Raw genomic sequence first — 18,113 nt, 5'->3', positions numbered from 1 at the left:
ATTATTTAAGGTAAGAAGCAAGGCTTGTTTATTATTTTTCCACAGATTTAATATTTTGAGGTATATTTTAAAATAATTAAATTAAATATGCTCCAAAATAACACGAATTAATATATTATTTTAAAATCGAGGTACATTATCGTGATAAAATACCCTACTTTATCTAAATCAACATTTAGCTTAAGTATTTATTTTTTAAAATTCGATAAAGTTAAAATGACTTTATTGACTGTAATTTGTATTTTACTCGGTATGATTCCGGCGATTGATAGTATATTACTTCAGAAAATCATTGATTTAATAGAATCTTTCAGCGATAAGAACGCTAATAATCTTTTATCTTCCATGATTTACTGGGCAGTATTTTATGCTCTTTGGTGGGAGAGTATTAATATAGCATATCGTTCATATGATTATTTGTATCTCAAGACTATGCCCGTAATAAAAGGGAAAATACTAAATGAACTTTATAATTACACCCAATATCATAGCCATAAATTCTTTCAGGATAATCTAGCAGGACATATTAGCAATCGTATTACCGAAACTGCAAGATCGTTTGAGATGATTATTTCAATATTTGGTGAAAAAATTCTTCGTAAACTCGCTATTATTGTATTTGCATTAATTGCTTTATATTCAGTACATTACGTTTTTGCTACGATATTTATTTTATGGATTACGGTTTTTTTAGGACTTAGTGTTCTTTTCTCCGATAAAATCAATAAATACTCATTAAATTATGCTAGAAGCCAATCTTTTGTTGCCGGTAGTATCGTAGATGCAATTAGCAACATTAATGCGGTTAGAATGTTTACAGCCCATAAATTTGAACGTCAACATCTCGAAACAAGAGTAGAAAATGCCGTAGCCGATGAGCAAACTATGCAATTCTTTATGTTCAAATTGCGTTATGCTCTTGGGACTTCTTGTTCAATAATGATTTTTATAATGATTTATTATTTATCTAAACTTCGTAGCGAATTATCTATAAGCATAGGTGATTGCGTATTAGTGCTAACATTATGTATAAATGTAGCAGACGATATTTGGGATTTAACGCAAGAAATCGGTGATATGTTCGAGCAGGTCGGGGCATTTAATCAAGGCTTATCTTTAATGGCACCGCATATTATAACTGATATTGCAAACGCTACTCCATTAGATATCAAAGAAGGGGTTATTGAATTTAGAAATGTTACATTTAATTATCATCATAATAACAATCTATTTTATAATAAATCGGTATTAATACCGAGTAAACAAAAAGTAGGACTAGTTGGATTTTCAGGTTCAGGGAAAACCACTTTTATTAGTTTACTCACGAGGTTACATGATATAGAAGAAGGAATGATTTTAATAGATAATCAAAATATTAAAAACGTAACTCAAGATTCTTTAAGAAAAGCCATTAGCCTTATACCTCAAGAACCGGTGCTTTTTCATCGTACCATTTTGGACAATATCAGATACGGGAAAAAAGAAGCTACTCTTGAGGAGGTTATAGAAGCAGCAAAAGCTGCACATATTCATGATGTTATCGATAATCTACCGGACGGTTACGATACTATGTGCGGTGAACGGGGGAATAACTTATCAGGCGGTCAGCGTCAAAGAATTATCATAGCAAGAGCCATCTTAAAAAATGCTCCTATTTTAATTCTCGATGAAGCAACAAGTAGCTTAGATAGCGAGACGGAAAGCCTGATTCAAGAGTCAATGGATTATTTAATGCAAAATAAAACCGTGATAGTCATTGCCCACAGATTATCTACTTTACTCAATATGGATAGAATTTTAGTTTTTGAAAAGGGAAGTATAATCGATGACGGTAACCATGCAGAATTACTAAAAAATAGTAAGCTATATCAAAAATTATGGAACTCTCAAGTTAAAGGGTTAATAGTGTGAGGAGGTATTACCCTGGTTTTATGTCATTCCTGCTTTCGCAGGAATTACATAAAACCAGCCTCAACCTTTAAACTAAATCATTATAAGCCACTATTTCTCCTGTTGCTTCAACTTGAAGTAGTCCGCACTCTGTCATTGCTTGTATTGCACTCTCAGGTAATTCTATCTTATCTGTAGCGTTACTATCGAATAATATCTTCAATTTTTAAAATGCATAAAAACTCTAAAGGCGGTATCAATTTAACTATCTTTCCTCCTAATTCTATTAATGGTTGTTTTATAGAATCATCCGAATCCACACTCATTTGATTTGAAAATATTATATAGTTCTAATAGGCTTTTTATATACTCATCCTTAGAAACATCTTTTACAACCGGTAATATTGCTGCTTTCCATTGAACAAACGCAGCTAAATCTTTCTTGTCAATAGCCTTAATTTTCTTGTAATCATTCTTACGCAATGTGGATTCAAGCGTTAAAAGAGCTTTCAGAGGTTCATAAATTGCTTCCTTGTCACGGACCATTTGACCGTCAGAATCGAGTATATTCGATTAGCACCATATTGTAACAATACTTTTACCATATCTGTACTCTGCTTACTATCATTCAATTCTCTAGTTAGGTCTACTAAACTTTTAAATGCGGTTTTTCATATTAGCACCATAAGCGAGCAATTTAGTTACCATGGCTATATTTAGGTATAGGACGTACATATTTCTAAATAAGTCATATTGTCACCTGTTACTACGTAATTAGGACCCACACCATTTTCAATTAGAAATGCTGCCATATCAAAATGTTGCGCTGTTAGGGCAGTGTGAAAAACGGTCATACCGCTGTTGTGGTCAAGGATTATATTTGCACCTTTGGCAAGTAGAAACCTTACTATCCCTTTCTGATTATTATGACACGCAAAATATAAAAAAGATTTAGCCTCACCTTCCAATGTATATACTTCTGTATTTGGATCTTCAAGCAAAGCTTTGAATTCTTTGACAAAACTTTCTCTAAAAAATTCATATCTTTTTATTTTATATATATTATTAAATCCCATATTTTCTTCTATATCTTTACTGCTTAATATCTCATGAAATTTATTTCTAATTATATCATCGATTATCAAGTATGTCCCTTAATGATTCAATTGATAGTATTTTGTATCGTACAGAAAAAAATCATTTTATCAACAAATAGTTGATTTATTAGTAAGCAATCAATAAACTAAAATATTATATTAAATATTGTCATATGCTGTTATAATCACTTTTTTAGCCACTAATATTTAAACAATGAAACTATCTGATTTTGACTTTGATTTACCAAGCGAACTGATCGCACAATATCCATCTAGTGAACGTGATAACTCAGATTTACTAATTGCTGTTACGCCGCCTATTAAAACCAAATTCTACAACATAATAGATTACTTAAAAGAAGGGGACTTATTAGTCTTTAATAATAGTAAGGTAATAAAAGCACAGTTAAATTTGGGGAAAAATATTACAATAAATTTGAATCAAAAATTATCAGATGATAGTTGGTCGGCTTTTGCTAAACCAGCTCGAAAGCTTCATGTAAATGATGAATTTTATTTTGATAATCATAAGGTAATTATTACCGAAAAACTTGCAATGGGTGAGATTAAAGTAAAATTTAAGCTTAATGATATTTCTGTATTCGAGTTCTTAAATAAATACGGTGAGATGCCGCTACCGGTTTATATTAGGCGTTCACACTCATTATGTCATCCCGTGGCTACGACCACGGGATCCAAAACATATTTAAATAATGACTGGATACCGTGGTCAAACCACGGGATGACAAACACTCAAAACGACAACGACCGCTATCAAACTGTCTATAGCCAAATAGAAGGTTCAGTTGCAGCACCGACAGCAGGCTTGCATTTTACAAAGGATATACTTGATAAGCTTAAGGCAGAAGGCATACAAGCCACATTTTTAACATTACATGTGGGAGCTGGAACTTTTTTACCTGTAAAAACCGAAAATATTCATGAACATAAAATGCATACCGAATATTGCTCTATTACTCCTGACACTGCTGAAATTATCAATAAAGCAAAGCAAGAAGGGAAACGTATTATCGCAGTCGGCACTACAACACTTAGAACACTTGAGAGTTCTTGCAATAACGGCATCGTAAAAGCAGGTAGCTTTAAAACCGATATTTTCATAACACCAGGTTTTAAATTTCAAACAGCCGATATGCTACTTACTAATTTCCATTTTCCTAAATCTACTTTATTTATGCTTATATGTGCTTTTGCCGGATTTAAAGAGATGCATGAATTATATAAATATGCTATAAAAGAAGCAATGCGTTTTTTTAGCTACGGCGATGCAACGCTTTTATGTAGGAAATGATAATCACAACCGTCATTGCGAGCAACTAAAAGGAGCGTGGCAATCTAGCAAAAATAACAAAAAATGCTAAAGGTTAGCATTTTTCACTGGATCCCGTGGTCAAACCACGGGATGACGGAGGTGAAATTGATCCACGCAACAAAGCCTTCCTGCTTTTAGCTAGGAACGACATTTTAGAAAAAACCTATAACAAACTAGATAAAAAATATTTTGGATGGTTAAATCCTCTACTTCATTAATACGCGATTCAAAACAAACTGCTTTACGAGAAGAATTAAAACAGCTGGCAGCAGCACTTAATAAGCCTAAAAGTTTATTCAAATTCTTTAATCAAAACAACTTAGAAAGCGGAATTTATTTATACGGTCCGGTGGGCAGCGGTAAAACTATGCTCATGAATTCTTTTTGTGAAGAATTAACCACACCTAAAATAATAATACATTATCAGAACTTTATGCAGGAAATTCATAAATCTATGCATAAATTACAAACAGCAAATCAAAAAGATATCATCCCTAAAATTGCTAAAAACTATACTAAACAAACTAAAGTGTTATGTATAGATGAGTTTGAAATTAAAGATATTACTGATGCAATGATAATCGGTAGATTGTTTAATGCATTAATACAGCAAAATATTTTTATTTTTATAACTTCTAACACGAGTCCCAATAATCTGTACAAAGACGGATTACAACGAGAATCTTTCTTACCTTTTATAAAGATAATCAATAATACATTTTATGTTAAATATCTAGATAATCAACATGATTATCGATTTGATAAAGCGTTAAGAGTTAAAGAGGCAAGGATAATTTATCCTTTAACTTTAGAAAACCAAAACAAACTTGAAAAAATTATCACGGATATTAGTGATAATAATCTTGCTCCTCAAAATATACAGGTTCTAGGTAGAGAAATATCCTTTCAAAAAGTGCATAAACGAATATTAGTAACAGATTATAATGAATTATTTACAAGAGACTTAAGCTATATCGATTATGTTAATATTTGCCAAAATTTTAACGTTATTATAGTGGGGAACGTTCATACTATCGATGCTAACGATACAAATACAGCCGTTAGATTTATCAACTTTATCGATAATGCCTATTTCTATAAAATACTCTTATTTATGAGCCTAGAAAATAACCCAAATAAAATATATCAAGGTTCAGCACGAGCCGCAGAATTTAAACGCACTATTTCAAGACTAAATGAAATGAATAGCGAATCTTATTTATTAAATAATGATTTTAAGAATTAACTTCAATTTTCGCTAAAAAAGCTCTTTAATTACTAATTAAAATTTATTTACAGATGACCTCTAAGAAACTTAATAAATTCATCAATATTGATCTTTATATCGTCTTCTAAATGCTCTTCTGTTGTCTGATGATCTACATAAAAAGGATAATAATCGCATTACATATAATTTGCCATTCTTTTATAAAAACTTCTAGAGGGAGTTGTACCATGATCAATCTCTACTACCGTGCATTTTGGAACCGCAAAAATAAAGTTAGCAAATCCTGATCCGTGCGATCCAACTATTATTTTTGCTTTATTAAAAAGCTGGGCCTGTTCATACGGAAAGGATAGCGCTAGATATATTACTTTCAAACCGGATCTCTCAATTTTTTCTATTAATTCCTCTTCATTAACTATTGTTCGGGTAGAAGCGTATTTACGAGAAATATATATTTTATCGTATGCTTTACTATTATCTTTAATAAAAATATTTCTTAAATCTTTTTTTAACCATAAAGGCAAAGGTGTACCTTTTACCGGAATAAAAGGTACAGATGGAACAATTAGTCTAGTAGCTTGAATTATACAGTCACTATTTACTACAAAAAGCTTATCTTCCGGTATATTTAAATAATTTAATACTATTTCTAATGACTTAATTTGCCATGAATATTTTAAATTATTAATATAGGTACGATCATATTCAAGAGCTGATTCTTTTAATATAATTAATCTAGGCAAAATTTGTAGCAGCCAATGATACCAATTTTCAGAACCAAAAGATAAAATTACTGCTAATTTTCCATTAAAATATAAACGATTTTCAGTATTAATATCTCGTTTTTTTAATAAACGATGTTGATCACCTAAGCTTGTTTGAGGATCTTGTAGAATATAACCTTCTTGAGTTAAAATTCCACCTTCATTAATTACTGTGACGTTTGGTAACTCTAAAATAAATTGACCAGTATTTTTTTTCTTTAAATAGCTTTTTAATTTCTATGTTAGATTTTAGCGATTCTATGGAAATAAATTGATGTTTATTCTTTCATGCGTAAGCATTACTAATATAGAGAAAGGTAAAAATTATGAATATAAAATATTCTCATAAAGAGAAAGAAAGATAATTAAAAATTTGCATTGCAAGCTTGGCAGCGACTTACTCTCCCATGCCTTATGACATAGTACCATTAGCGCTATGAGGTTTCACATTCGAGTTCGGGATGGGATCGTGTGTTTCACTCATGCTATAACCACCAAGCTAGCAATACAAACTTTTAAAAAGATAGATTTGTATTATAGTCTACTGTTAATGTTGTTGCACGACTCAAAAAAATTCTCAACATCATATCTTAACTTTTACTACGATACTCAGCAAAATAATTTTCGCTGGATATCGTTGCAGGACTACAGTATAACATTAGTTATGCAATAACATTTTTATTAGTTGATAAAACTATTTAACCTGATAACTTTGTGAGTAGATACTACACTCTTATAACATTAACACTATATGCATATGTAATCTCACAGCAAAGTAAATCAATCGAGCTATTAGTATCGGTTAGCTACACACATTACTGTGCTTCCACACCCGACCTATCAACGTGGTGGTCTTCCACGGCTCTAATGGGGAAGTCTAGTTTTGAGGTGGGTTTCCTGCTTAGATGCATTCAGCAGTTATCCCTTCCGTACTTAGCTACCCAGCTGTGCCGTTGGCACGACAACTGGTCCACCAGGGGTACGTCCACCTCGGTCCTCTCGTACTAAAGGCAGATCCTCTCAAACTTCCTACACCCACGGCAGATAGGGACCGAACTGTCTCACGACGTTCTAAACCCAGCTCACGTACCACTTTAATCGGCGAACAGCCGAACCCTTGGGACCTTCTCCAGCCCCAGGATGTGATGAGCCGACATCGAGGTGCCAAACGATTTCGTCGCTATGGACGCTTGGAAATCATCAGCCTGTTATCCCCGGAGTACCTTTTATTCGTTGAGCGATGGCCCTTCCACTCGGGACCACCGGATCACTATGACCGACTTTCGTCTCTGCTCGTCTTGTCAGACTCGCAGTCAGGCTAGCTTATGCCATTGCACTCTAAAAGTTGATTTCCGACCAACCTGAGCTAACCATCGCGCGCCTCCGTTACTCTTTGGGAGGCGACCGCCCCAGTCAAACTACCCACCATGCATTGTCTCGGATCCTGATTCAAGGACCTCGGTTAGATGTCAAGCACCAAAAGGGTGGTATCTCAAGGGTGACTCCACAAAGGCTGACGCCTTCGCTTCGTAGTCTCCCACCTATCCTGCACATCTGATTCCTAACACCAGTGCAAAGCTATAGTAAAGGTTCACGGGGTCTTTCCGTCTGACCGCGGGAACTCCGCATCTTCACGGAGAATTCAATTTCGCTGAGTCGATACTGGAGACAGTGGGGAAATCGTTACGCCATTCGTGCGGGTCGGAACTTACCCGACAAGGAATTTCGCTACCTTAGGACCGTCATAGTTACGGCCGCCGTTCACTGGGACTTCAATTCAGAGCTTGCACCCCTCCTTTTAATCTTCCAGCACTGGGCAGGCGTCAGACCCTATACATCGTCTATTGACTTTGCAGAGCCCTGTGTTTTTAATAAACAGTCGCTACCCCCTAGCTTGTGCCACCTGCACATGGTTGCCCATATACAGGTCATCTTTCTTCCGAAGTTACAGATGCAATTTGCCTAGTTCCTTCAGCATCGTTCTCTCAAGCGCCTTGGTATACTCTACCTGTCCACCTGTGTCGGTTTCGGGTACGGTCTATAATGAAGGTGTTATTTCCTGGAAAATATTCACTGCACAATCAATCCAATAAGACTGTACAATTTACTATTTTCGTCACATCCTTCAGGTTCAGGAATATTAACCTGATTCCCATCGACTACGCCTTTCAGCCTCATCTTAGGGGCCGACTAACCTTGCGCAGATTAACTTTACGCAAGAACCCTTGGACTTTCGGCGAGAATGTTTCTCACATTCTTTATCGCTACTTATGTCAGCATTCTCACTTCCGATACCTCCAGCAAACCTTACGGTTCACCTTCGCAGGCTTACGGAACGCTCCGCTACCATTTATGCCAAATGCATAAACCCGCATCTTCGGTACATGACTTGAGCCCCGTTACATTGTTGGCGCAAGAAAACTTATTTAGACTAGTGAGCTATTACGCTTTCTTTAAATGATGGCTGCTTCTAAGCCAACATCCTAGTTGTTTTGGTCTTCTCACATCCTTTAACACTTAGTCATGATTTAGGGACCTTAGATGGCGGTCTGGGCTTTTTCCCTCTCGACTATGGACCTTAGCACCCATAGTCTGTCTGCTATGCTGTACTCATCGACATTCGGAGTTTGATTGAGTTTGGTAAGTCTGTGGGACCCCCTAGCTCATTCAGTGCTCTACCTTCGATGGTAATCGCTATAACGCTCTACCTAAATAGATTTCGCGGAGAACCAGCTATATCCGAGTTTGATTGGCCTTTCACCCCTAACCACAGCTCATCCCCTACTTTTTCAACAGTAGTGGGTTCGGTCCTTCAGTGGATTTTACTCCGCTTTCAACCTGGCCATGGCTAGATCACCCGGTTTCGGGTCTAATTCATCTAACTAAACGCCCTATTCAGACTCGCTTTCGCTACGCCTACACCTAACGGCTTAAGCTTGCTAGATAAACTAAGTCGCTGACCCATTATACAAAAGGTACGCCGTCACAAGACATATAAATACGCTTGCTCCGACTGCTTGTAAGCATTTGGTTTCAGATACTATTTCACTCCCCTTGTCGGGGTACTTTTCACCTTTCCCTCACGGTACTTGTTCACTATCGGTCACTAGAGAGTACTTAGGCTTAGAGGGTGGTCCCCCTATGTTCAAACAGGATTTCACGTGTCCCGCCTTACTCAAGGACTTCAAACTTTTTACCTATACGGGACTATCACCCTCTATGGTCAACCTTTCCATGTTGTTTTAGTTATTTTTTTGAAGCCACTGGCCTGGTCCGCGTTCGCTCGTCACTACTAACGGAGTCTCGGTTGATGTCCTTTCCTCCAGCTACTTAGATATTTCAGTTCGCTGGGTTTGCCTCATATAGCTATGTATTCACTATACAATACCTAATAAATTAGGTAGGTTTCCCTATTCGGAAATCTTCGGATCGAAGTTTATTCGCAACTCCCCGAAGCTTATCGCAGCGTATTACGTCCTTCATCGCCTTCTAGTGCCAAGGCATCCACCAAATGCTCTTATTATATTTACTTATGCTTTTAACTTGAGATTACACAATGCATACAGAATTAATTTCACAATTATTTTTCTTATTTTCAGCATCTACTCACGATATAAATTTTTATTATCGCGGTGTATTTAGTTTTTAGCTTTACCAACTTTTTAAACAGCTACAAAGTTTTACGTTTCAAACCTTGTGTGATGATTTTATATCTATATTTTTAAAGCTTGTCAAACACTAATTTCAAATAATTTTAATTTTATTTCTTATGAGAGGGCTTAAAGTTATTTAAACCTCTTTTTAAGGTAGGCTTTGTCGGCTTTTTGTTTAGATTTGTAGTCCCTAATTTATCTACCTTACCGCCTAAATCTTCAAACAAAAATCTGCCTTTTTGTAAAATATGATTTACTGCTGTTATTTCTCCTTCTCTGTTTATCACACCGCTTTGAGTTTTAACCCATAATAATCTACCGTCTTTTCTAAAGACTGGATTTTCATCAATTGCAAAATCTTTAGTTATACTTAAATTACCGTTCTTATCAAATTTACCTAAAATATTTTTCTGTAAATCAGCAAATACGGCATGAGCGTATAATTTTGAAATTTCTTTTATTTGTTTTGGATCGTTTATATGTTCGCCGGCTTTGTTAATAAAGCCGCTAATTTCATATTGAGATGTTTTACCATGTGGAGTTTTTGTCACAAGAAATTGAGTTTCCGTAAGTAGCTTAGTTTGATCCTCTACTTCATCATCTACTATAGATGCTTATAATGCTATCAAAGCTTTGTTACCATATTAATTACTTTCCTTTTTAAAGAATAAATATCACTATTCTTTTCAAACTTTGAGGTAAACTCCTTAACGTCTCAATTATCATTAAACCTAACTTCTTTTTTATCTTTACCCATAATAATACTCTTATTTTAATACTGTATCTTTTAAAATATTTGTACCACGTAAAAATTCTTCTATACTCAAAGCTTTTTTACTCTCTTGCTGAAGTTTTTTCACGCGTAATATACCGCTTCCACAAGCTATTTCCAGCTTATCGCTAATAACGGTACCGGAAGTAAAGTGATGATCCGCATTTAAATATTCTGCTTCAAGGATTTTAATTATTTTATCATTATAACTAAAATATACTCCGGGCCAAGGATTCATGCCCCTTATTTTACAATCTATTTTATATGCGGATTCATGCCAATTAATTTTTCCTTCTGCTTTAGTTAATTTATGAGCATACGTAACGCCGTCACTTGGCTGTGTTATTGGTACTATATTATCGATATTTGCAAGTGTTTTAATTAATAACTCCGCTCCGAGATTTGCACATTTGTTATGCAGTTCTTCCAATGTTATTCTTTCTTCTAAATCAAAATCTTCTTTCATCAATATATCACCTGTATCAAGCCCTGTATCCATACGCATAATACATACACTACTTTTCCGGTCACCCTCTATAATAGTACGCTGCAGAGGAGCCGCTCCTCTGTGACGAGGCAAATCAGATGGATGGATATTAAGACAGCCGTATTTCTTAGCTTCTAATATAGCTTTCGGCACAATAAAACCATAGGCAATAACAACTATAATATCAGCATTAACTTTATTAATTAGATTTATTATTTCATCATTACGAAGAGTAGAAGGAGTATAAACAGGAATTTGATGCTCAAATGCTAATTGATGTATTGGAGATTTAGCTAAGTTAAGTCCTCTGCCCTTAGCTTTAGGTTGCTGTGTAAAAACAGCTTTAACTTCGTGATGAGTTATAAGTTTTTTAAGAGCGGGAACAGCGAATTCAGGCGTTCCCATAAAGATTACTTTCACACTATATTATTTTTAAGTTTCTTAAGCTTACGAAGTACTACATCTCGTTTTAAATTACTTAAATAATCAATCATAAGCTTACCTTCTAAATGATCATACTCATGCTGGATAACTCTTGCAAGCCAATCATTTGCTTTAAGCTCTTGCGATTTACCATGATAGTCTAAATACCTAATCTTTATAGATTCCGGTCTTGCCACCTCAATACGTTGCTCCGGTAATGAGATACAACCTTCGTTAGCCGTAACTAGCTCTTCTGCTTTTTCTATTACTTCAGGATTCACTATAAAAAGCGGATAAAAATCTTTTGGTCTTGCTACCGAATCATGATCTTGTATATCAATTACTAAAATACGTTTCAATACCCCTACTTGTACTGCTGCAAGCCCTGCACCGTCTTCATGGTACATAGTTTTAAGCATATCATCCATAAATTTTCGTGTTTGATCGGTAAACTCTAAAACCGGCTGAGATTTCTGCTTTAATCTTTCATCAGGTGCCGTTACTATCGGTAATATTGACATAATTAAATCTTAATATTTAATTTTAATATACTATAAAATCACCAAAATGTAAAGAAAGCAAACCTGCCTAATTCCGGCAATAGTTGCATAATAAACTCACCTATTTGCAATAATTTGTCGAATTAATAATATTTAGTAAAAAATAATAGCAAATATCAGATAACATGTTAATAAATAAGGCTTGCATAAAATTAAGGAGGAATAATAATGCATTGGGGTGATATTGAAGAAATTGCAGAACAACTCGAAGAACATTGTAGCGATCAGTATAATGAAAAAAAAAATTTCATTATTAAAGCTAGAGAAACTGATTAGAGATTTAAAGGACTTTGAAGATGGAGAGAAAAAAGTCGAAGAAGTTACATTAGAAGAAATTTTAGACAAATGGGAAGAATTACGTGAAGAAATTAGAGAAATCGATTAAGTAGCTTTTGAGTTATTTTCAGACATTTATAAATTAACTTTATAAAAATACATTATAATCAATAAAAATATAGCAACTGCCTGAAAAAAAACCCTTAAAGTCATTAACTTTGAACTAAATTTCTTATCAAACTTTCCTGCGATAGCCATCGATACTACCCCTATAATAAGCACCGCAACGGTTAAACCAATCGCAATTAATAACCACATCATAATTTATTACCAATATATCACTTTCCACACAAAGATTATATGCTTGTTCTCTTTTAAATCAATTATATAATATTTGAGATTTGATTAAAAAATTCACTAATTCTTCGTAAAAAATAATAATTCAAGGAACACAAATATCTAATTTATCAAATATAGATAATTCAACAATTACTTTAAAAGCAAAAGAGATATTAGGCTCTTGCGTTCTTATTAATTTTTGCTCAAAAATATCTAAAAACACAAATAATTTAATTTTCTGCACGCAAGAACCTAGAGTATTTTGAGAAACCTCGTCCTATTGCTAAAATATTTATTAATGCTCACGGTGGAACATGACTTGCTCTGTGCAAATTTGCTTAAATTAAGCTTTCTGAGTTACACTATTATCTATCAGTTTAACAAAAGCACCATTTCCTAAAACATTAGCACAAGTGATCACAGGATCAAATAAGATATAAAGAGCTGTAATCAGAGACATCATATTAGTATTAAAACCTAGATATTGTTCAAGTATAGGGGGCATTACAATAATTCTACCACCTGGTATAGCTGCTACTGAAAATTTTGCCAATACAAAATAAAAAGTAAAATAATTAAATAAAGTAGGTTCAGCTAATCCATAACTTTTTAGTATAGCATAAGCCAAAATCGATATGGCAAAACAATCGCCAACAAGATGAATATTGACTGTTATTGGTCAACGGTACGAGCGAGTGCTTTATTATTTGTATTATTTTCTGCTCCTATTATACTAATTGGCATACTTATAACACTAGACATTGCACTAAATCCACTTATAGACGCTGGCATCATATTACTAAAGCTAGCTATGCATTCCTTAACTCGACAGTTACTCAAAATAAAATAAGCAAGAAAGATATAACCAAACTGAGCAAATACGATCGTCACAAAAATGAACATATAATCTTTAATAATTATATCTAATACTTCATCAAACTGTAGTTTTACGATAAAGCCCATTATAAATAAGGGCATTATATAGCAACAATCGCAATATTTTTGCCACAAATGCTTCTAGCTTACAAGCCAATCCAATTGCAACTTCAGCACACAATTTTGAGGAAATAAAGCTTAAGATAATACTACTAAATACGATTTTATCATTAGAAATAATATTAGGAAAATTAAGCAACAATAAAGGCTTTAAACTAGCATTTTCTATAGGAGAGCTCATTGATAAAGCGAATTGATATATGTATATACCTACATAATGACTTATGAAGGTAGAACAAACATTAGACCCACATACTAGTAATAATATTAAAAAACTATACGTGTTGCATCTTTGACTAGCATTACAACAGATTTAAAAAGTAAACCAAAAATAATTAAAGGCAGAAATAATCCAATTATAGAAATAGATAGACTTATTGAATACAATAACCTTTGTACTTCTAAACTCATTAGTGGGTTTAACAATATGATAGCTATGATAATAGCCATTAAAATAAGTAGCATTTTACGCAACATAAAACTTACCTAATAATTAGTTAATTTAAATAGATGAATATAATTAAAAGAAAGATATAGAGATATTGTGACCGGCTTAGACCGGTTATAGTAGTAAAAAAAGACTGGAAAGTTAATATCTGCATATTAATTCAACATAAAGTTATTATAGAGAGCAAAATTAGTGTTGCAATACTTTTCTAGAAGTTCTTTTTTTTTGGGGGGGGGTATTGTTAACTAAAAGCAGATCAATTAATAAATTAACGTCATTGCGAGGAAAATTACAAAGTACGTCTGCAATCTCAGGAGTTTTATTATTTCATGAGATTGCCACGTAACCTATGGCTGCTCACAAGGCATTGTTGCGTGAAGCAATTTCACCTCTGTCATCCCGTGGCGTGACCACGGGGTGACACAGTGGGTTTTACCGATCCACGCAACAATACCTCCTCGCAATGATGACTTAGGTATCTATGCAAAATGCTTTCGCAAGAATGACATCGAGAGCTTTTTAAGAGCTATGCGGGAATCACAACGCCTCAGCCCTTACACATCTTCAGATTGCTCTAATCCCTCTTCCTCTAACTCACTATCTTCTTCTCTTTCAGCAGTTTCAGCAATTAAAGAGACAGACACGACTTTTTCACCATCATCTAGCTTAAATAGGATTACGCCGCTAGTATTACGTCCCGTAATACGTATTGACTCAAGTTTACAGCGAATTAACTTACCGCTATTGGTAATCAGCATTAACTCATCATCCATTTTAACCGGCATAACACCGACGACTAAACCAGTTTTGTCGTTAATATCCATATTGATTATACCGCTACCGCCACGGTCAGTAATTCTATAGCCATAAGCTGAACTTCTCTTACCAAAACCGTTCTCAGTTACGGTTAAAATGAATTCTTCGGAATTTGCCATTTCTACAATAGCCGGGGCAGTTAAGCTTACGCCAAGTTCTTCAGGATTAAACTCCTCACCTTTAGCAATCTCTAATCTCTGCTCCCACGGCACTGATAAATAAGCATCTCTATCCTCTTTTGTACTACTAATACCTTTAAGCACAGTCATAGAAATTACGGAATCCTCTTTGGCAAGCTTCATACCTCGTACCCCATCAGAAGTACGGCTCTTAATAACACGCAGCGATTCAACAGGGAATCTTAAAGCTTTACCGGCTTTGGTAGCAAGTAAAATATGCTCATCTTCTTTACATGGTTTTACATCTATTAATTTATCGTCCTCATCAAGCCTAATAGCAATTTTACCGTTCGACTGAAGCTTTTTGAAATCTAATAAATCGCTTCTTCTGATATTACCTTTGGCAGTTGCGAACATAATGTTTAAATTATCCCTCTCATCCTGATTTTCAGGTAGCGGCATAATATTCGTAATATGCTCATTTGCTTTCAGCGGTAATATATTAACCATCGGTCTACCCTTACCCTGCGGATTACTTAAAGGCAGTTTATACAGTTTTAAACTATAAACCTGACCGATATTTGAGAAGAACAACATAGGAGTATGGGTACTACCGACAAAAACTTGCGTGGTAATATCTTCATCACGCATTGAAAGCCCTGATCTTCCTTTACCGCCACGTTTTTGCGCACGATAGCTACTTAGAGGTACACGCTTGATATACCCGCCAAGCGTTACGGTTACAACCATTTCTTCACGCTGAATTAAATCTTCTATATCTTGATCAAATTCGCCAAATTCAATTGAAGTAAGACGAGGAGTCGCAAATTCTTCTTTAACTTTAATGAGCTCTTCCTTTAAAATTTCAAGTAACCTTGTACGAGAGCCAAGTATATTAAGATATTCGGTGATTTCCGTAGTGAGGTTCTTTAAATCCTCTTCAAGCTTGTTTTTCTCCATAGCGGTCAGGCGTTGCAATCTCATTTCTAAGATTGCCTTAGCTTGCACTTCGGTAAAGTTACATTTACCCTGCTCGTTTAACATTGCTTTATCATCAACCAACTTTACAAGAGGTAGGATATTTAATGCTTCCCACTGACGAGCCATTAATTCTTGTTTAGCTGCATTCGGGTCATTTGAAGCTTTAATAATACGTATTATTTCATCGATATTACTAACGGCAATAGTTAGTCCTAGTAAAATATGAGCTCTATCTCTTGCTTTATTGAGTAAATATATAGTACGGTTAGTAACTACTACTTCCCTAAAACTAACGAAAGCTGCAATTACTTCTTTCAAATTCATCACTTTCGGTAACCCGTCTTTAAGAGCAAGCATAATAACACCAAAGCTAGTTTGTAGCTGAGTACATGCGTATATTTGATTTAAGACTACTTCAGCAACTACGTCTTTCTTTAACTCAATAAAAATCCTTACACCGTTTTTATTCGATTCATCACGTAAATCACTTATACCTTCTATACGCTTTTCCTTAACCATTTGAGCGATTTTCTCAACAAGCCTTGCCTTATTTACCATATACGGTATTTCGGTAATAATAATTGCTTGACGGCTATTACCGATATTCTCAATCTCGGCTCGACCTCGTATAATGATACTACCTCTACCAGTAAGATATGCCGATCTAATACCGCTAATGCCTAAAATCATTGAACCTGTAGGAAAATCCGGTCCTTTAACAACTTCAAGTAAATCTAATATTTCTATATCGTTATTATCTATATATAAACAGCACGCATCGATAACCTCACCAAGATTATGAGGCGGGATATTAGTTGCCATACCGACCGCAATGCCTCCGCTACCGTTCACCAATAAATTGGGAAACATTGCAGGAAGTACGGAAGGCTCTTCTTCAGAACCATCGTAATTAGGGTTAAAGCTGACAGTCTCTTTATCGATATCCTCTACGAGCTTATACGCAACTTTAGCCATTCGAGATTCGGTATATCTCATTGCTGCCGCCGCATCACCATCCATCGAACCGAAATTACCCTGCCCGTCTACAAGCGGTAAACGCAAGGAAAAATCTTGTGCCATACGTACTAACGCATCGTAAATAGCACTATCGCCGTGCGGATGGTATTTACCCATCACGTCACCGACTATTCTAGCGGATTTTCTATAAGGTTTATTAGCATGATTACCGGCTTCATGCATGGAATAGATAATTCGGCGATGTACCGGCTTTAAGCCGTCCCGAACATCCGGTATAGCTCTACTTACTATAACGCTCATAGCATAATCAAGATAAGATACTTTCATCTCATCTTCGATATTTACCGGTACTAAATTAGAAGAAGATTTATCAGTCACGATTACTTAGCCTTAAATTTAATGAATTATATTTAATAATAGAGACATAATAAATTTCTTTCAAGGATTGCTTGTATTTATAATCGTGGCATTGTTTCTAAGTTACCGATGTCATTGCTGCGGGGCATTGTTGCGCGGATGCCGATGTCATTCCTGCGAAAGCAGGAATCTAGTTTTTTAAGCAAATTATATACTAAATTTTTATGTAATTTTCTTTGTTTATCATTTTTTACTGGATTCCCGCTTGCGTGGAAATGACATAAACGAACCATACAATAAGGCCTTTAGTCGCTTACAATGACGACATCAACCGTTTCTATGCAATAACATAATCGTAAAAGTTAACAAACTTTATTATATATTAGAATTATTTTATACTTTCTAAATATAATGAACGCTGCTCTATTCTTGTTATCTCATCTACCATTACCTATTCTGCTAACCTTTGTTTAAACTGAGCTCTTAGTTTTTCTAAATCTTTATTTTTCTTAGAGAACGGTAATATTTTAGATAATAATTTATTATTTTTATTGAACATGTAGTTGCTCCCGTGATTACACTTAAATTGCTCAAGT

Annotated in this window: 16 protein-coding genes, 2 rRNA genes and 2 pseudogenes; 5 read left to right on the top strand and 15 right to left on the bottom strand. The window is 34.7% G+C overall.

Going from position 1 to position 18,113, the window contains the following annotated elements; all coding sequences use genetic code 11:
* Positions 1 to 141: 141 nt before the first annotated feature.
* On the top strand, positions 142 to 1,911 hold the full coding sequence (locus tag BTU51_RS01670) for an ABC transporter ATP-binding protein (RefSeq protein WP_012150503.1): 1,770 nt from the start codon (positions 142 to 144) through the stop codon (positions 1,909 to 1,911).
* Between the two features lie 67 nt (positions 1,912 to 1,978).
* On the opposite strand, the gene BTU51_RS09780 is transcribed toward BTU51_RS01670, so the two are convergent.
* From BTU51_RS09780 to BTU51_RS01660, 3 genes are all read right to left on the bottom strand, one after another.
* Positions 1,979 to 2,113: a hypothetical protein gene (locus tag BTU51_RS09780; protein ID WP_012262266.1), complete on the bottom strand. Its 135-nt coding sequence runs from the start codon at positions 2,111 to 2,113 to the stop codon at positions 1,979 to 1,981.
* An 83-nt stretch (positions 2,114 to 2,196) separates the two neighbouring features.
* Positions 2,197 to 2,436, bottom strand: a complete 240-nt coding sequence (locus BTU51_RS01665; RefSeq protein ID WP_012262265.1) for a hypothetical protein — start codon at positions 2,434 to 2,436, stop codon at positions 2,197 to 2,199.
* A gap of 170 nt (positions 2,437 to 2,606) precedes the next feature.
* The gene (locus tag BTU51_RS01660; protein WP_012150500.1) at positions 2,607 to 3,035 is read right to left on the bottom strand and encodes an ankyrin repeat domain-containing protein; all 429 of its coding nucleotides are present in this window, start codon (positions 3,033 to 3,035) and stop codon (positions 2,607 to 2,609) included.
* Between the two features lie 166 nt (positions 3,036 to 3,201).
* Here BTU51_RS01660 and queA point away from each other — a divergent pair, with 166 nt between their 5' ends.
* Together queA and zapE are read left to right on the top strand one after the other, a co-directional pair.
* The gene (queA, locus tag BTU51_RS01655) at positions 3,202 to 4,299 is read left to right on the top strand and encodes a tRNA preQ1(34) S-adenosylmethionine ribosyltransferase-isomerase QueA (protein ID WP_012150499.1); all 1,098 of its coding nucleotides are present in this window, start codon (positions 3,202 to 3,204) and stop codon (positions 4,297 to 4,299) included.
* A 214-nt stretch (positions 4,300 to 4,513) separates the two neighbouring features.
* Positions 4,514 to 5,566 (top strand): cell division protein ZapE, encoded by a 1,053-nt coding sequence (gene zapE / locus BTU51_RS01650; protein WP_012150498.1) that lies wholly within the window; start codon positions 4,514 to 4,516, stop codon positions 5,564 to 5,566.
* Positions 5,567 to 5,724: 158 nt separating this feature from the next.
* Here zapE and BTU51_RS01645 read toward each other — a convergent pair whose 3' ends face one another.
* The 6 genes from BTU51_RS01645 to def all read right to left on the bottom strand — a co-directional run bounded on the left by BTU51_RS01645 (position 5,725) and on the right by def (position 12,168).
* Complete coding sequence (locus tag BTU51_RS01645) at positions 5,725 to 6,291, bottom strand: glycosyltransferase family 61 protein (protein WP_012150497.1); 567 nt, start codon at positions 6,289 to 6,291, stop codon at positions 5,725 to 5,727.
* Positions 6,292 to 6,696: 405 nt separating this feature from the next.
* Positions 6,697 to 6,811, bottom strand: a 5S ribosomal RNA gene (gene rrf / locus BTU51_RS01635).
* 272 nt (positions 6,812 to 7,083) lie between these two features.
* A 23S ribosomal RNA gene (locus BTU51_RS01630) occupies positions 7,084 to 9,844 on the bottom strand.
* Positions 9,845 to 10,072: 228 nt separating this feature from the next.
* A complete protein-coding gene (locus BTU51_RS01625; RefSeq protein WP_012150496.1) occupies positions 10,073 to 10,516 on the bottom strand; it encodes a hypothetical protein in 444 nt (147 codons plus the stop codon).
* 216 nt (positions 10,517 to 10,732) lie between these two features.
* Positions 10,733 to 11,644 (bottom strand): methionyl-tRNA formyltransferase, encoded by a 912-nt coding sequence (gene fmt / locus BTU51_RS01620; protein WP_012262264.1) that lies wholly within the window; start codon positions 11,642 to 11,644, stop codon positions 10,733 to 10,735.
* Positions 11,641 to 12,168, bottom strand: coding sequence for a peptide deformylase (gene def / locus BTU51_RS01615; protein WP_012262263.1), 528 nt, complete (start codon positions 12,166 to 12,168; stop codon positions 11,641 to 11,643). Before def ends, fmt begins: the two co-directional genes overlap by 4 nt.
* 207 nt (positions 12,169 to 12,375) lie before the next feature.
* Between def and BTU51_RS01610 the strand changes: the two are divergent.
* Positions 12,376 to 12,592 (top strand): annotated as a pseudogene (locus BTU51_RS01610) (Fe-S cluster assembly protein IscX).
* A gap of 26 nt (positions 12,593 to 12,618) precedes the next feature.
* Here the strand turns inward: BTU51_RS01610 and BTU51_RS01605 are convergent.
* From BTU51_RS01605 to BTU51_RS01585, 5 genes are all read right to left on the bottom strand, one after another.
* Complete coding sequence (locus tag BTU51_RS01605; protein ID WP_012262261.1) at positions 12,619 to 12,804, bottom strand: twin transmembrane helix small protein; 186 nt, start codon at positions 12,802 to 12,804, stop codon at positions 12,619 to 12,621.
* 121 nt (positions 12,805 to 12,925) lie between these two features.
* Entirely contained in the window at positions 12,926 to 13,066 is a 141-nt protein-coding gene (locus BTU51_RS01600) for a hypothetical protein (protein ID WP_012262260.1), read from the bottom strand.
* A 99-nt stretch (positions 13,067 to 13,165) separates the two neighbouring features.
* Positions 13,166 to 13,450 carry a cation:dicarboxylate symporter family transporter gene (locus BTU51_RS09665; RefSeq protein WP_014362301.1) on the bottom strand — a complete coding sequence of 95 codons (285 nt, stop codon included), beginning with the start codon at positions 13,448 to 13,450 and terminating at the stop codon, positions 13,166 to 13,168.
* 44 nt (positions 13,451 to 13,494) lie between these two features.
* Positions 13,495 to 13,785, bottom strand: coding sequence for a cation:dicarboxylate symporter family transporter (locus tag BTU51_RS09660; protein WP_014362300.1), 291 nt, complete (start codon positions 13,783 to 13,785; stop codon positions 13,495 to 13,497).
* The gene (locus BTU51_RS01585; protein WP_012150490.1) at positions 13,757 to 13,999 is read right to left on the bottom strand and encodes a hypothetical protein; all 243 of its coding nucleotides are present in this window, start codon (positions 13,997 to 13,999) and stop codon (positions 13,757 to 13,759) included. The genes BTU51_RS09660 and BTU51_RS01585 overlap by 29 nt, the downstream gene beginning before the upstream one ends.
* Before the next feature lie 43 nt (positions 14,000 to 14,042).
* On the opposite strand from BTU51_RS01585, the pseudogene BTU51_RS10130 reads away from it, so the two are divergent.
* Positions 14,043 to 14,308 (top strand): annotated as a pseudogene (locus tag BTU51_RS10130) (hypothetical protein).
* 512 nt (positions 14,309 to 14,820) lie between these two features.
* Here BTU51_RS10130 and gyrA read toward each other — a convergent pair.
* The gene (gyrA, locus tag BTU51_RS01575) at positions 14,821 to 17,538 is read right to left on the bottom strand and encodes a DNA topoisomerase (ATP-hydrolyzing) subunit A (protein WP_012150488.1); all 2,718 of its coding nucleotides are present in this window, start codon (positions 17,536 to 17,538) and stop codon (positions 14,821 to 14,823) included.
* Positions 17,539 to 18,113 lie beyond the last annotated feature (575 nt).

The organism is Rickettsia rickettsii (assembly GCF_001951015.1).
Classification (GTDB): Bacteria; Pseudomonadota; Alphaproteobacteria; order Rickettsiales; family Rickettsiaceae; genus Rickettsia; species Rickettsia rickettsii.
Note: the sequence above shows the minus strand (reverse complement) of the source record. Positions and strands in the feature narration are given on the sequence as shown.